General features: G+C 41.0%; 13 protein-coding genes. 6 read left to right on the top strand and 7 right to left on the bottom strand.

Translation table 11 applies throughout. The features are described 5' to 3' along the window. From C9E88_RS13655 to C9E88_RS13635, 5 genes are all read right to left on the bottom strand, one after another. Positions 1-1,329, bottom strand: a complete 1,329-nt coding sequence (locus C9E88_RS13655; protein WP_106986077.1) for a MacA family efflux pump subunit — start codon at positions 1,327-1,329, stop codon at positions 1-3. A 173-nt stretch (positions 1,330-1,502) separates the two neighbouring features. After that, positions 1,503-2,486, bottom strand: coding sequence for a DNA polymerase III subunit delta (gene holA / locus C9E88_RS13650; protein WP_106986078.1), 984 nt, complete (start codon positions 2,484-2,486; stop codon positions 1,503-1,505). Between the two features lie 12 nt (positions 2,487-2,498). Continuing rightward, on the bottom strand, positions 2,499-3,056 hold the full coding sequence (locus C9E88_RS13645) for an LPS-assembly lipoprotein LptE (protein ID WP_106986079.1): 558 nt from the start codon (positions 3,054-3,056) through the stop codon (positions 2,499-2,501). Between the two features lie 207 nt (positions 3,057-3,263). Beyond that, positions 3,264-5,885 carry a leucine--tRNA ligase gene (gene leuS / locus C9E88_RS13640; RefSeq protein WP_106986081.1) on the bottom strand — a complete coding sequence of 874 codons (2,622 nt, stop codon included), beginning with the start codon at positions 5,883-5,885 and terminating at the stop codon, positions 3,264-3,266. Between the two features lie 178 nt (positions 5,886-6,063). Continuing rightward, complete coding sequence (locus tag C9E88_RS13635) at positions 6,064-6,420, bottom strand: DUF4124 domain-containing protein (protein WP_106986082.1); 357 nt, start codon at positions 6,418-6,420, stop codon at positions 6,064-6,066. 700 nt (positions 6,421-7,120) lie between these two features. Here C9E88_RS13635 and C9E88_RS13630 point away from each other — a divergent pair. From C9E88_RS13630 to ilvC, 3 genes are all read left to right on the top strand, one after another. Beyond that, positions 7,121-8,848, top strand: coding sequence for an acetolactate synthase 3 large subunit (locus C9E88_RS13630; protein WP_106986083.1), 1,728 nt, complete (start codon positions 7,121-7,123; stop codon positions 8,846-8,848). Next, on the top strand, positions 8,845-9,336 hold the full coding sequence (gene ilvN / locus C9E88_RS13625; protein ID WP_106986084.1) for an acetolactate synthase small subunit: 492 nt from the start codon (positions 8,845-8,847) through the stop codon (positions 9,334-9,336). Before C9E88_RS13630 ends, ilvN begins: the two co-directional genes overlap by 4 nt. 111 nt (positions 9,337-9,447) lie before the next feature. Beyond that, entirely contained in the window at positions 9,448-10,464 is a 1,017-nt protein-coding gene (ilvC, locus tag C9E88_RS13620) for a ketol-acid reductoisomerase (protein WP_106986085.1), read from the top strand. A gap of 750 nt (positions 10,465-11,214) precedes the next feature. On the opposite strand, the gene C9E88_RS13615 is transcribed toward ilvC, so the two are convergent. Further along, positions 11,215-12,426, bottom strand: a complete 1,212-nt coding sequence (locus C9E88_RS13615) for a hypothetical protein (protein WP_106986086.1) — start codon at positions 12,424-12,426, stop codon at positions 11,215-11,217. After that, positions 12,426-12,713, bottom strand: a complete 288-nt coding sequence (locus tag C9E88_RS13610; RefSeq protein WP_106986087.1) for a hypothetical protein — start codon at positions 12,711-12,713, stop codon at positions 12,426-12,428. Before C9E88_RS13610 ends, C9E88_RS13615 begins: the two co-directional genes overlap by 1 nt. Positions 12,714-12,893: 180 nt before the next feature. Between C9E88_RS13610 and C9E88_RS13605 the strand changes: the two genes are divergently transcribed. The 3 genes from C9E88_RS13605 to C9E88_RS13595 all read left to right on the top strand — a co-directional run bounded on the left by C9E88_RS13605 (position 12,894) and on the right by C9E88_RS13595 (position 15,802). Continuing rightward, a complete protein-coding gene (locus tag C9E88_RS13605; protein ID WP_106986088.1) occupies positions 12,894-13,709 on the top strand; it encodes an XAC2610-related protein in 816 nt (271 codons plus the stop codon). Between the two features lie 289 nt (positions 13,710-13,998). After that, entirely contained in the window at positions 13,999-14,733 is a 735-nt protein-coding gene (locus tag C9E88_RS13600) for a hypothetical protein (protein ID WP_106986089.1), read from the top strand. Between the two features lie 85 nt (positions 14,734-14,818). Beyond that, entirely contained in the window at positions 14,819-15,802 is a 984-nt protein-coding gene (locus tag C9E88_RS13595) for a sensor histidine kinase (RefSeq protein ID WP_121594930.1), read from the top strand. The last annotated feature ends 97 nt before the right edge of the window (positions 15,803-15,899 follow it).

Raw genomic sequence — 15,899 nt, 5'->3', positions numbered from 1 at the left:
TTACATTCTCATTGGGCCAGCGCCACCACGGCTGTTGCTACGTTTAGCCGAATCATTGCTGGTATCAGTTCCATCCGCAATAATGACTTTTTCGCCTTGTTTTAGACCTTTTAGGACTTGTGCAGTGACACGGTTATTTAAACCAATTAATACAGGTTGAGGCTGCGCGCTGCCATCTGCTTGTACAACACGAACCATTGCCATAGATGCTTTGCCTTGTTTTACTAAGGCTTTTTCTTCTGCACTTAGTTCTAAGCGTTTAGGTCGTTGAGTCGCATCTGGGTTGTTACTTGCTTCTGAGGCACTGCTGTCGGCATCACTACGTGCTTTACGCGGACGGTTAGATGTTTGAATGGCAGCCGCAGGCACAGTCAGTACATTGCGCGCTTCATCTAAAATAATATAAACCTGTGCGGTCATATCAATACGTAGCTTGCCGTCTGCATTGGGTACATCAAACAAAGCATTGTAGTAAACCGCTGTACTTGATGATGAGGTAGAGCTGTTACTGGTTTCATTATTAATTGAAGAGGGCGCAGGTTCGACTTGGCGTAAAGTGGCGTAATGTTTGGTTTCGCTGTCGCCAAGTGTTGTGAAGTAAACGCGCTGGCCTTTTTCAACTTTCATCACATCTGCTTCAGAAATTTCAGCTTTGATGGTCATGTCATCCAGTTTTGCCAACTTCACAATCGTTGGCGCGCTTTGGTTGGCGTTCACCGTTTGGCCTTCTTCAGTCACGATTGCGACAATTGTGCCATCCATCGGTGCAACAATTTGTGTGTAGCCTAAATCTTCTTTGGCCGTTGCTAAGGTTAAGCGAGATTGTTCAATTTGTGCATTAATTGCCACAATATCTGCCTGAGCAGTTTTGTAGCTGGCCAGTGCCGATTCAAGTTCTGCACGTGATGTTGCATCTTGCGCATACATGGCTTGCTGACGCTGATATTCAGCTTCAACTTTAGCTAAATTTGCCTGTTTTACAGCAAGCTGTGCTTGTTGGTTTTTAATGTTGGCTTCCGCAGTTTTTAATTCATTGTGTTGGCGTACAGAATCAATTTGTGCAATCAACTGGCCTTGTTTGACTTGATCACCCAGTTGCACATACATTTTTTTTACCTGCCCCGACACCTGAGCACCGACGCTGACCATTTTGGTCGCTTCTAATACGCCTGTGGCCAATACCGAGTTCTCTAAATCACCACGAGTAACTTCAGCAGTAATAAACTGTGGCTGTTGTTGTTTAGGTTTAAAAAAGTACCATGCCGTAAGGGCTATGGCGAGAGTGCAAATGATTGCTATAAGCAGTTTCGCTGGTTTTATTTTCGGCATGATTAGTTGGAGAATTTGAATGAGAATAGATCAAGTATAGATTTTAATTACGGATAAATCGTGAATTTTTTATACAAACAGAAATGATTCTTATTATAAAAAGACAGAGTGTTTAAGAAGTCAGCAGACTCAATCTCAATGATCATTGAGTCTACACATGAGGTTGATATAAATTAAAACAGGCTTCGACCACATAGGCTGGCAATCGCCTGTTGTACAAGGTGCTCTGGGTTTTCATGGCCAAGACCTTTAATTGATGCATCAATACGTAACAAAAGTGCAGGCCATGCTAAAAAAACATTAGGATTGAGGCGACGTAAGGCTTGTTGATACAAGCTGACTTTAGTTTTCCAAATCCCCAGCTGTAAGGCGTTTTGTGGCTGCTCAAACAGCGCCATCAATAAGCGCATATCTTTACTGATGCTCCACAATATGAGACTCATCGGTTCGCCAGAGGCGATTAAATACTGAAAAATTTTAATCGACTGCGCCAAGTTGCCTTGTAGCATGGCATCGTTTAGATCGTAGGTGGTATAGCGAGATTGATCTTGTAGGCACGAATATAAATGATCAATTTGAATGATGTCGACATCAGCAAAGGTGTCGCTCACGCGCATTAAACTATTTTTGGCGGCTAATAGATTATGCTCATGGTGTTGCTCTAACCATTGCCATGCATCATTGGCTAATTTTATCCCTAGCTTTTGAGCTTCAACCGCCAAAATTTGCTGGCGATCTTTGGCATAGTTCGCGGTCAACGCGACGTTAACGCCATTGGCATCAATCGTTTGGAAGAAAGCGGTTTTTAAACTACTGGCATCTTGCTTGGGCATGACCACCAATAAGAGATTATGCTCATTATGCTGTAAATAGCTTTTGAGTTCTTTTAGCCCATTGGCATCAGGTTTAATGTTGCCATGCACTTCAATGGCCAACTGACTCGAAAACAGCGATAAGCTATTGAGTGCATTAAAGACGGTTTTCCAATCACTTACACTTGTAATATCAAAGCGTTGACGCTCGATTTCTTGCTTTTGCCAGCTGGCCCGAAAGGCATCGATTAAGTTTTGCTCAAGTAGAGGTTCTTGGCCATGTAAGACCCAAGCACCTCGAGCTTCATCAATACGTTTTAGGGCTTGTAGATAATCGAGCTTCATACGGTTTAAAGCTTATTCCGCAGCAGTTGCAGGTAGCGTAACACTCACAGGAGCATTCGTACGCTGTACAGCGGGTGGTAAACGATTCGATGAAATTTGGCGCGCAATTTGTTGTGCGACATCATCAATAATTACTTTGTTTAAATAAGTTTGTTCTTGATCATCCGTGTTTACAGTTGCTACGTCATATTGGTAGGTACGAGTTGCCATTACCGTCCGTGGTTCAGTTACGGGGTTACCTTGTGCATCTTCAATGCGGAAGGTGACATTCAGACGCAATAGGGTTTCAATCAGTTTGCCATTCAACTCAAGACGGCGCGGGGTGTATTCCAGCACACGTAACACATAGTTGTTGCTGTCATTGCTTACTTTAACGCCAGCAGCACCTAAATAAATCTGAAGTTTCTCTTCGAGGTCATCTGCATTTTTAGGAAGTGCCAAGCTCATGTTGGCATAAGTTACAGGTGCAACATTTGGGTTCGTGCCTTTCAAATGAAAGCCGCAGCCTGTAAGGCTTGCACCTAGACCCAAGGTTAATACAATTGCAGCAACACGTTGAACCAAATGCATGCGGTGTCCTCTGTCGTTATTAAACGCGATTTATATAAATTAAATTCTGTAGGGATTGTAAAGTCAAAGCCCGTTGGCTGGCAACGGGCTTTGTTTGGGAATTGTTTATTCCTTTTAGTTCCCCTCTTTCGTAAAGAGGGGTTAGGGGAGATTATTTTTGACGAAATCCCACCAAACCTCCCTTTGTAAAGGGAGGCTTAAAGGCTGTTAAACCACCAAGTTTACCAACTTATTCGGCACAACAATTTCTTTCTTAGTTGGGCTCGTTAAGTATTGTTGAACTTCTGGAAGTGCTTTTGCCATCGCCAAAATATCATCTTTAGACGCATCAACTGCAACTTCTAACTTAGCGCGAAGTTTGCCGTTAATTTGAACTACAATTGTTTGTGTGTTGCGTGTTAAAGCAGATTCGTCAACGCTAGGGAATGCAGTAGCGGTCAATTCAATGCCAAACTCAGCCAATAATGTTTGGCTTAAGTGTGGTGCAAACGGTGCAAGCAACGTTAATAACGCGATGATAGATTCACGGGCAACCGCAACATCGTTATCATCTTTTGCTTCAAACTTGTTGTTTGCATTCAGCAATTCCATCATCGCTGCAATAGCAGTGTTAAATGCATGACGGCGCTCGATGTCATCCCCCACTTTTTGGATGGTTTCATGCGTTTTTCGACGTAGGTCTTGTGCATCTTTTGATAAGTTTGCCTTATCAATTGCAGTTGTTGCATTGCCTTTTTCAAGGAAACCTGTGGTTAAACGCCAAACACGTTTCAAGAAACGGTTCGCACCTTCAACACCTGCATCTGACCATTCAAGTGATTGATCTGGTGGTGCAGCAAACATCATGAATACACGTGCAGTATCTGCGCCGTATTGGTCAATAATGGCTTGCGGGTCGATACCGTTATTTTTCGATTTCGACATTTTCTCTTGACCGCCAACGATCACGTCTTGACCATCTTCTTTGTATTTCGCAGAAGTGATACGACCTTTTTCGTCTTTTTCAAGTTCGATATCGGCAGGGTTAAACCATGTTTTCTTGCCTGACTCAGCTTCACGGTAGTAAGTGTCTGCAAGCACCATGCCTTGTGTTAATAAGTTAGTGAATGGTTCATTACCTTGTACCACGCCTTCATCACGCATCAATTTGTGGAAGAAGCGTGCATAAAGTAAATGTAGAATCGCGTGCTCAACACCACCAATATATTGGTTTACAGGAAGCCAAGTTTGTCCCGCTTCAGGTTTTACCATGCCATCAGTGAAGTCTGGAGATGCATAACGTGCGTAGTACCAAGAAGATTCTACGAATGTATCCAAGGTATCTGTTTCACGACGTGCGTCGCCACCACAGCATGGGCAAGTCGTTTCATAGAATTCAGGCATTTTGTTCAATGGGTTGCCTGAACCATCTGGAACCACGTCAGTTGGAAGTACAACAGGCAGTTGCTCTTCTGGTACTGGCACTTGACCACAGGTATTACAGTTAATCATTGGAATTGGACAACCCCAATAACGCTGACGAGAAACACCCCAGTCGCGTAAACGGAATTGAACTTTAGAGTTTGCAAGTTCAGCAGGTTCTAATTTTGCAAGGAATGCATCAAATGCACCTTGGAAATCTAAACCGTCAAATTCGCCTGAATTGACTAGTTTACCTTCTTTAGAGCCGTACCATTCTTGCCAAGTTGTTGCATCAAAGTCAGCATCATCAGCGCCTTTGGCATCAATCACTTGTTTGATGGTTAAGCCATATTTGTTAGCAAATTCGAAGTCGCGCTCATCGTGTGATGGAACCGCCATCACCGCACCTGAACCATAAGACATCAATACGTAGTTTGCGATCCAAACAGGAACTTCTTCACCAGTTACTGGGTGTTTTACAGAAAGACCTGTTGCCATGCCTTTCTTTTCAGCTTGAGCAAGGTCTGCTTCTGCAACAGAACCCATGCGACATTCTTCAATAAATGCAGCCAATTCTGGGTTTGTTTCAGCAGCTTTTAACGCCATTGGGTGTTCTGCAGCAACCGCAACATAGGTTACACCCATTAGTGTATCTGCACGTGTGGTATAAACAGTGAGGCTGTCTGCATAAACTGCTGGATTTGCAGAAGGGAAGGTAATTTCCATACCTTGCGAACGGCCAATCCAGTTACGTTGCATCGTAAGAACTTGCTGTGGCCAGCCGTCTTTTAATGTGTCTAGATCATCCAATAATTCTTGCGCATAGTCAGTAATGCGGAAGTAGTACATTGGAATATCACGTTTTTCAACCAATGCACCCGAACGCCAACCACGACCATTTTCAACTTGCTCGTTCGCTAAAACAGTTTGGTCTACTGGGTCCCAGTTTACTGTAGAAAGCTTACGGTAAATTAGGCCTTTCTTATAAAGCTGTACGAATAACCATTGTTCCCAACGGTAGTATTCAGGTGTGCAGGTTGCAAACTCGCGGTCCCAATCTACAGACAAGCCCAGTTTTTTCAGCTGGTTGCGCATATAGTCAATGTTTTCGAAAGTCCACTTTGCAGGGGCAACTTGGTGGGCAATCGCTGCGTTTTCTGCTGGCAGGCCGAAAGCATCCCAACCCATAGGCTGAAGTACAGTTTCACCTTTGAGACGGTGGAAACGGCTGATTACGTCACCAATCGTATAGTTACGCACATGACCCATGTGAAGCTTGCCACTTGGATAAGGGAACATCGAGAGGATATAACGACGTGGGCCTTCTACTTGGTCGGCAACTTTAAATGCTTTATTGGTTTCCCAAGCTTGTTGAACTTGAGGTTCAATCGCGCTCGCTTGATATTCAGGGTCGATGTGAGTAGTCATATACGTATATAGGAACAATGGTTAAAAAGTTTGTGACACAGCATAGCGCAAAACATACCTAAAAGTGAATTTGGCGATGCTTTAAAATAGGAAAAAGCCACCGATTCCTATAAACCAAAGTGAGTTGTCACTGTTTAGCTTAAAGGCTGTGGCTTTTTAATGGAGCAAGCCAAGTGGTTTAACGTGCATTTCCTGTGGCTGTAGCAGGTGGGGTTGATTGGCCTAAGTGTGGAATGGGTGTAGGTTGGTTCTGCTGATTGTTATTCGATGTATTTGTGGCAGGGGCAGTTTGAGGTGTAACAACTTGCTCATTTTCAGATGCATTGTTTGCTTTAGCTGCAGGTGTTGTTTTCCAGCCATACGTTTCTACTTTGCTTTTCTTCTTAGCGCTACTTGGTGGTGGTGTCGCTGTATAATGTGTTGAACCTTTGGCATCTACCCATTTATAAAAATTTTGAGCAAATGTGCTTGGTGCGATACTCGCTAGTGCAATTGAAAGGCCAAATAAGCCAATCGTTGTATAGGTATTTTTCATGTCGATTAGATGTCCTTTTTTATTCAATAACAAATCATGATAATGAAAATTATAAGGAAATTTTGCGCCATTTTTTATGAACACGCTATGTCTTTTTGTATGACAACAGATGAGTGGTGTTTATTAAATACAATGCTTTTAAAATAGGCTGTTATTGCTTGGAAATTCATCAAGATTTAAATAGTCATATAGATTGAATTGAGCAGAACTTAGGGCGAGGCAAATAAAAAATCATTTTTATATTTAAATTATTTATTCAATATATAAAAGTTTTTTATTTGTTTTAAGGATTTATGACGAAAAATCAGTGTAGGACGAGATTGTGCGCTATTTCGCAAAGATTAAAAAATATACGGTCTCTAAATAAACAAGAAAAAGCTAATTTTTAAACTTGACATTAAGGGTTTAAACCACAAAAATGCTGTCTTTAGTTTTATATGTCTTAGATCGATCACCCTTCGAATAAGTACATTTTAGCAATGGACTTCTTCTCTAGCCGAGAAGATGAACAAAGCCAACAAAATATGTTTATCCCAACATGTTTTAGGCCCCATATTGCTCAAACAGCAAGCAGGTCAGATTTTTTTCTTATTGCTATGAAAACTATGAAATTTGTGTGCTATAACAGTGCAGACAATCAATGAATGAGCGTCGCAAATGCCTCCCATTTGCCGACGAAAAAAGATTAGGGTGAATCACGTTGGAACTTTTATCTGGTGGTGAAATGCTTGTTCGCGCATTAGCGGACGAAGGCGTTGAACATGTTTTTGGATATCCAGGCGGCGCAGTACTGCATATTTACGATGCGCTATTTCAACAAGAAAGAATTAACCATTACCTCGTACGTCACGAACAAGCTGCTGGCCACATGGCAGATGCTTACTCACGTGTAACAGGTAAGACTGGTGTTGTTCTCGTAACATCAGGTCCGGGCGCGACCAATACAGTCACTCCAATTGCTACAGCCTACATGGACTCAATCCCAATGGTGATTTTGTCAGGCCAAGTTGCGAGTCACTTAATTGGTGAAGATGCATTCCAAGAAACTGATATGGTCGGTATTTCTCGTCCAATTGTAAAACATAGTTTCCAAGTGCGTCATGCTAGCGAAATCCCTGCAATTATCAAAAAAGCATTTTATATCGCTTCATCTGGTCGTCCAGGTCCAGTAGTAGTCGATATTCCAAAAGATGCGACCAATCCTGCAGAAAAGTTCGCTTACGAATATCCTGAAAAAGTAAAGATGCGCTCTTACCAGCCACCTCACCGTGGTCATTCAGGTCAAATCCGTAAAGCAATTGAAGAGCTTCTTAACGCTAAACGCCCAATTATTTATACGGGTGGTGGTGTTGTACAGGGCAATGCTTCAGCTTTATTGACAGAGCTTGCGCATTTATTGGGTTATCCAGTTACGAATACCTTAATGGGCTTAGGCGCATTCCCAGGTACTGATCCACAATTTGTGGGCATGCTGGGTATGCATGGTACATACGAAGCCAATATGACGATGGCGAATGCTGACGTGATTTTAGCGATTGGCGCGCGTTTTGATGACCGCGTAACAAACAATCCAGCTAAATTCTGTCCAAACGCCAAAGTCATTCATATTGATATCGACCCAGCGACGATTTCAAAAACAATTATGGCGCACATTCCAATTGTAGGTGCAGTTGAACCTGTACTTCAGGAAATGTTAGCGCAGTTGAAACAGCTGAATGTTTCTAAGCCAAACCCTGAAGCAATTGCGGACTGGTGGAAGCAAATCAATGCATGGCGCGAAGCGCATGGCTTAAAAATCGTTGCGCCGACTGACGGCACAATGAAGCCTCAACAAGTTGTTGCTGCATTGGACAAAATTACCAATAGCCAAGCGATCATTACTTCTGACGTAGGTCAGCACCAAATGTTCGGCGCGCTGTACTACAAATATACGCGTCCACGCCAATGGATTAACTCTGGTGGCTTAGGCACCATGGGTGTGGGCTTGCCGTATGCAATGGCTGCTAAGCTTGCATTCCCAGATCAACAAGTTGTTTGTATTACAGGTGAAGCATCCATTCAGATGTGTATCCAAGAACTTTCTACATGTAAGCAATATGGCTTAAATGTAAAAATTCTATGCTTGAACAACCGTGCGCTAGGTATGGTTAAACAATGGCAGGATATGAACTACGAAGGCCGTCATTCGAGCTCTTATGTAGAGTCATTGCCTGATTTCCCTAAATTGATGGAAGCATACGGTCACGTAGGCATTCAAATTGATCATGCGGATGAGCTTGAGTCTAAGCTTGCTGAAGCAATGGCAATTAATGATAAATGTGTATTCATCAACGTGATGGTTGATCGTACAGAGCACGTTTATCCAATGTTAGTTGCTGGCCAGTCAATGAAAGACATGTGGTTAGGCAAAGGGGAGCGCACATCATGAGACATATCATCTCTGTACTTGTAGAAAATGAAGCAGGCGCGCTTTCACGTTTGGTGGGTTTATTTTCTCAACGTAACTATAACATTGAGACTTTAAACGTAGCGCCAACTGAAGATTCGACACTTTCACGCCTGACTTTGACGACTTATGGTGATGACCACAAGATTGAGCAAATTACCAAGCAGTTGAACAAACTTGTTGAAGTTGTAAAGGTAGTGGATCTTTCTGAAGGTGCGCACATTGAGCGTGAATTGATGCTGATTAAAGTAAAAGCGCTAGGTTCAGCACGTGCTGAAATCAAACGCACAGCAGATATTTTCCGTGCCCAAGTAGTTGATGTAACACCAACGACGTATACGATTCAAATCGCGGGTACAACTGAAAAGATTGACGGTTTTATTGATGCTTTGGCTGAAAATACCATTCTTGAAGTTGTACGCTCAGGTGTTTCGGGCATCGCGCGCGGCGAAAAAGTTTTAACAATCTAATTTTTTAAACATACATGCCTGCCTGAAAGGGCAGGCGCTCAGCACGGCGAAGATCAAAAAACATCAATGTGTTGAGTTAAGGAAACAAAAAGCATTTTAGCGGAGACAGCAATGCAAATTTTTTACGATAAAGACTGCGACTTATCTATCATCCAATCTAAGAAAGTAGCGATCATTGGTTATGGTTCACAAGGCCATGCTCACGCGCTTAACCTTAAAGATTCTGGCGTTGACGTAACTGTAGGTTTACGTGCTGGTTCTACTTCTTGGAAAAAGGCTGAAAATTCTGGTCTTAAAGTTGCTGAAGTTCCTGCTGCTGTAGCACAAGCTGACGTAGTAATGATTTTGACTCCAGATGAGTTCCAATCTCAGCTTTACCGTGACGTAATTGAACCAAACATCAAGCAAGGTGCTACTTTAGCATTTGCTCATGGTTTCTCTGTTCTTTATAACCAAGTTGTTCCACGTGCTGACCTTGACGTAATCATGGTTGCGCCTAAAGCGCCTGGTCACACAGTACGTTCTGAATACCAACGCGGTTCAGGTGTTCCAGATCTTATCGCGATTCACCAAGATGCTTCTGGCAACGCTCGTAACCTTGCTCTTTCTTACGCTTCAGGCGTAGGTGGTGGCCGTACAGGTATCATCGAAACTTCATTCCGTGAAGAAACTGAAACTGACCTTTTCGGTGAGCAAGCAGTTCTTTGTGGCGGTGCAGTAGAATTAGTTAAAATGGGCTTCGAAACTCTAGTTGAAGCTGGTTATGCTCCAGAAATGGCTTACTTCGAATGTCTACACGAACTTAAATTGATCGTTGACTTAATGTTCGAAGGCGGTATCGCGGACATGAACTACTCAGTATCTAACAACGCTGAATACGGCGAATATGTAACTGGTACTGAAGTGATTAACGAACAGTCTCGTGAAGCTATGCGCAATGCACTTAAACGCATTCAATCTGGCGAATACGCGAAAATGTTCATCAACGAAGGTGCTTTAAACTACCCTTCAATGACTGCTCGCCGTCGTCAAAACGCTGCTCACGGTATTGAAGTAACTGGTAACAAGTTACGTGCGATGATGCCTTGGATTCAAGCGAACAAAATCGTAGACAAAGAAAAGAACTAAGTTCTAATTTCTGAGTCAAAAAAGCCCCTGTTTTAACAGGGGCTTTTTAAATGGTTGAAGGCGAAGGTTGCGTGCCTCCAAAGCAAGTAAAGCAGTGCTTTCCTTGCTTTACGTACCTTGGATTCAAGCGAACAAAATTGTAGACAAAGAAAAGAACTAAGTTCTAATTTCTAAGTCAAAAAGCCTCTGTTTTTAACAGGGGCTTTTTTTATGCCTTATTGAATATAGTATCAAAGTTACGTGCCTCAAATGATGTAAGCGATGCTTACATCATTTTCGTGCCTTGGATTCAAGCAAACAAAATCGTTGATAAAGAGAAAAACTAATTTCTCGAATCAATTGATTTGAATATAAAAACCCGCTCATTTTGAGTGGGTTTTTTAATGTCTAAAGTTACGTGCCTTAAAAATAGAAAAGCATACTTTTCTATTTTTGCGTGCCTTGGATTCAAGCGAACAAAATCGTAGACAAAGAAAAGAACTAAGTTCTAATTTCTAAGTCAGTCAAAAAGCCTCTGTTTTTAACAGGGGCTTTTTAAATGCTTGAAGGCGAAGGTTACGTGCCTCTAAAGCAAGTAAAGCAGTGCTTTCCTTGCTTTACGTACCGTGGATTCAGGCGGACAAAATTGTTGATAAAGAGAAAAACTAATTTCTTGAATCAATTGATTTGAATATAAAAACCCGCTCATTTTGAGTGGGTCTTTTAATGTGATTTGATAAAAATAGCTGCACAAAATGATGAATTTCTTTCTTACATCAGGTTTTCTTTTCTACGCGGTTGAATTTGAAACAGCGCCACTTGCTGATCTGCTGCCAGATAATGTCTATGCTGGCATAGCGCATAAAATAAATAGATGAAGCTAATGGCTATGACTGCAGTGCTGAGCAAGCCGAGCAAAATATTCAGAATAATGTCATCAATTACTTTGAACAGTGTTGAGTATAAGACCGTAATGGCCAATACACTCAGTACAGTCGCATAGAGGCTTAATTTGACGGCAAGTTTATTGTGTAAAGCTCTCTTTTCGGCATGGCTCAGCGGGTTTTTATTCTCCCAAATTAATTGAGGATGTTCGGGGTGGTTAGCTTTAATCGTCTGATACTGCACATGATTGAAAGAAGGCAAAGTTTGTGAGAGCGCAAGTTCAAAATCACCAAGATTGATAATCTGAGAATGCAGGGTGATATTTTCAAAGGCTTCACCGTGAAAGCTGTAATGCCAATGTTGATCCTGTTCTGAATAGTATAAGTAAATTTTTCTCAGATCATCAGGATGTAAACAAATTGGGCTAAGCAGTGGGCCATGATGGAAGAACCACCATCGAGCGCGATTTTGAAAAAATTTGCCTTTCTTAAAATATACAGCTGATTCTGTTGAATTGAGTAAATACAACTGAATTAATGTTTCTGATTCAGCAGATAAATACAGTGTGATAGGCTGATTGATTAAGGAAAGAATGTAACTTTCACGATTCTTAAAATCGTTTGGATTATAAATATCAGCTTGGTAGAAATGCTTAAAAACACGTGTGATAGTTTGAAATTTTGGATGGAGATATTTAATTTCAAACTCAATCAGATTGTCTTTGGGGTGATGCGAGATTATTTTTTTGATTGTGCCTGTTGTAGAAAAATAAGCAGATTGATCGATTTCGCGTTTAATTTTCCGTTTGATCTTACGATCCATCCATGCTTCATAAATTGGATGCAGCAGAGCGAGTGCAAAAAATACGTAATAGTAAGGTTGAATTAAAACTCCAAATAAGATTTGATCTTTGCCATATCCAACTAGAAAAACAAGAACTAAAATCAATATTGGATGCATATTTTTATGAAGTAAAAATCTATTGATTTTTGATAATTTATAATCGCGTTTAGCTTGATTTAATAGCTGATATTTAAGCAGCTCTTGGTCTTCTTTGTTGGTGCAAACAGTATGCCGAATTGTATGTACAGGTGTCATTATGGTTGTGACTCCTGTATCGGCCCTAGTTGTTGAAAGGTTTTTGCTTCAATCCAATAATCTTGAAACTTACCTTGATAAATGCTGACGGGATAAGATTGTCCAATTTTTAAACTATGATTAAATTCAGCCCATTTTTCATGGATGTAAATTTCATTCAATCCCGTTTTTTCTTGAAGTTCCGGAGGGAGTTGCCACGTCTGATGGTGGCTGTCTGTTTCTGTGAGCTTAAGCAGGTGTGGCTGAAAGCTTAAAATTTCACGTTCAGGGGCGGACTTAAAATTCATTCAAGTTATATTTTTTATTTGATTGGCTTTTAGATTAATTTATGTGCTGTGAGAAAACAATGGTTTGCACTTTAACCAGTATTTAGCTTATCGAATGGTTAAGCAAAGGCTATACATTTTAGTGTTTTAAAGTGTGATAAATTCCACATTATTCATTCCTTGTTTGGGTGTGGCTTCACAATGAACAATAAAATTTTGCTTTGTATCATTGCCTTATTTCTCCCTAGTCTTTCTTTTGCTGAACCTGCATCATCAGGAATAAGCAGTGAACAGCTTAAGCCTTTAAATAATGTCCGAGTGTCGATGCTTCGAATGCTACGTTCAACAGACAATCAGTATTTTTTAGATTTGTATGCGGGTATTTGGAATCCACACGGCACTTTATATGATGAGTCAGCTTCTACTGCCTACGCACTCAAAGGCACGCAAAAAGCAGATCAAATTAATTTACTCGCTGTGAGCGCGGAAGGTATGGCTACGCCCAATAATGAAACCTTAAGTGGCGAATTAAATGCAAACACGGGCATTATGCAAGCCAATTGGAATACATCGCTAGGTGCGACATCACTCAGTTTTGAACCTGCTTTTAAAGCAGCGGATAAGCCTGTGGTGGTTTTTAAATTTTATGGTGTGGATCATTCGCAATATCCGGCTGGTAAAGCCTTAACGCAAGTTGATGTGATTGATAAAAAAACGAATAAGCTATTACAAAGCCTGACGGGTTTTACAGCCTTTGCCAATAGCATTGGCTACATGGATGTGAATTTTGATGGTTATTATGATGTGGTGCTTTCAGATGTGTCCAATGGCAAAAAAATAGAAGATAAACGGTTTATCTATTGGATGTTTAACCCTAAAACACACCAATTTCAGCGTTCCGCACAGCTGGATGCATTGATTGGTTTTCCTCGGTTGCGTGGAGACCAGCAACAAATAGATTTTGGTGAGGGGCAGTTATATCAGGTAAAAGGTGGCTTGATGTATTTGGTGCAATAATTCAAGTGAAAATTGCTTAAGTTGTATAAAGGGAGGTGTTTATACTTTGCACATATAAAAATTAAAATTAGATGATAATGAATATTATTGCAATTTTATTGTATTGTTTGTGTAAATTTGAGTATGATTGAACGACTTTATAATTTTAAAAAATAAGGTGACGCTTTTGGCGTTTTGCCATAATACAGTTTGTATTTTTTGCCTAAATTTTGCTCATGTGATTGGTGTGGGAGGGCGAAGCTTACACAAAATATTACTGTGCCTTTGTGTTTTACTGTGGTCAATTTTTATGACGACAGAAGTACACGCATATCAGCAGGCCACCAAGTGTTATGCACAACTTAAGCAGATTCAAAGTACAAAAGGAATTGGTCCAAATGCTAAAGGTCGGCCACAAATATCACAGTGGCAAACAATTTCAAGTACGCCAGATTATTGGAATGACCGTTGGCCAAAATTTAGCGGTACAGTTTGGTATAAGCTGACTTGGCAATTTCATTGTGACGAAAAACAAAATCAGCCCATGATGCTGTCAGTCAGTTTTATTAATATGGCTGGGCAGGTCTACATTAATGACCACTTCCTATGGCAAAACAAATCACTTGAAGAACCTTTATCTCGTAACTTGAACATCCCTAGACGCTGGATGTTGCCCGTCGGTATTTTAAAGCCAGGTGAAAATACAGTTTATATACGTGTGGAAGGTGTTTCTGAGCTCAATCCAGGAATTGGCTTTGTTCATTTGGGGGACTATGAGTCCGTCATGGCAAAGCACGAACATTATTGGCTTGAAATGCGAGACTTGTTGACCTACACACTCTGTCTGGAGGTTGCACTTGGATTAATTGCTGCTTTTGTTTGGTTGTTTAGGCGCAAGGAAAGTGCATTTGGATACTATGCTTTAGGTGCTATATATTGGGATGAAGCTCATTACAGAGCCATTATTTGCACTGAAAACATTGGACTTTGCGCGCATTCAAAGTTTAATTTTTTTAGTATTTGTTTGCTTTACCTGTTTATATAGTTGGCGTTTTGCCAACTTCAGGGCGCCTTGTTTAGAGCGTACATTGCTTTGGTTGGTTGTAGTTTTTTTATCGCTCACTTTATTTATGCCTGTTCAATATCTCGATTTTTTATTGAAAGTGAGTTTTGTTGTGGCAGTTGGCATCTATTTGCTTAACTGTATTGTTTATCCTGTTGTTGCATATCGTTCTAAACAGCCTGAAGCTTATTGTTTAGCATTGGTGATGTTTTGTGTGTACTTGCCCTTGTCGTTGCATGATGGTTTGAGTATTTACCTACATGAGGGAAATTTATTAATTGTTTATGCATCACCTTTTACTGCAGTGATTTTAGCGTGTATTTTTGCCCTACGTTTAACCCGTAGTATGAATGGTGTAGAGCGATTTAATACACGTCTCGCCCTAAAGGTGAAGCAGGTACGCACAGAGCTAGAGGATAGTTTGAACCACAGTCACCAGCTGGAGCTGAAAAATGCTAAATTGCAGGAACGAATTCAATTAGCACATGATCTACATGATGGGTTGGGAAGTTCATTGGTGCGTTCTATGGCCTCGATTGAACATACCCGTGAAAATTTGAATAACCATCAGTTTTTATCTGTACTTAAGCATTTACGTGATGACCTTAGACTTGTGATTGATAGTGGATCAAGCCTAAATACTTCTGTTCCTGAAACACCAACGTTGTGGGTTGCGCCGACACGTCACCGTTTTAATCAGTTGTTTGATGAACTGGGTGTAATTGTCTGTTGGGAATTTCCAGATCATTGGCAAGGTGCAATTACTCCAGCAGATTGTATTGCACTACAACGGGTTTTGGAGGAGTGTCTGACGAATGTGCTGAAACATAGTTATGCAGATCGGGTGGATGTAAACATGCGCTTTCATAATCAAGAGCTGATTGCTTTTGTGCAGGATAATGGCGTTGGCTTTGATACCACAGCAGTGAAAGAATCGGGCTTGAGTGTAGGCTTAAAAAGCATGTGTGCACGATTGATCAAAATCAATGCGATGCTTGAAGTTGAATCTAGGCCTGGTTGTACACGCATTACAGTGCGTAAAAAACTCTGAGGATAAAGGTTGAGGTATTGTCAAAAAAGTGTCATTAAATCCACATTAAAATGCAAAGAAAGGGCAGTAGGCTAAAACAAAAAAGATAAATAGGTGG

Origin of the sequence: Acinetobacter cumulans (genome assembly GCF_003024525.3) — a bacterium.
GTDB lineage: Bacteria > Pseudomonadota > Gammaproteobacteria > Pseudomonadales > Moraxellaceae > Acinetobacter > Acinetobacter cumulans.
This window is presented reverse-complemented; position numbering and strand designations above follow the sequence as displayed.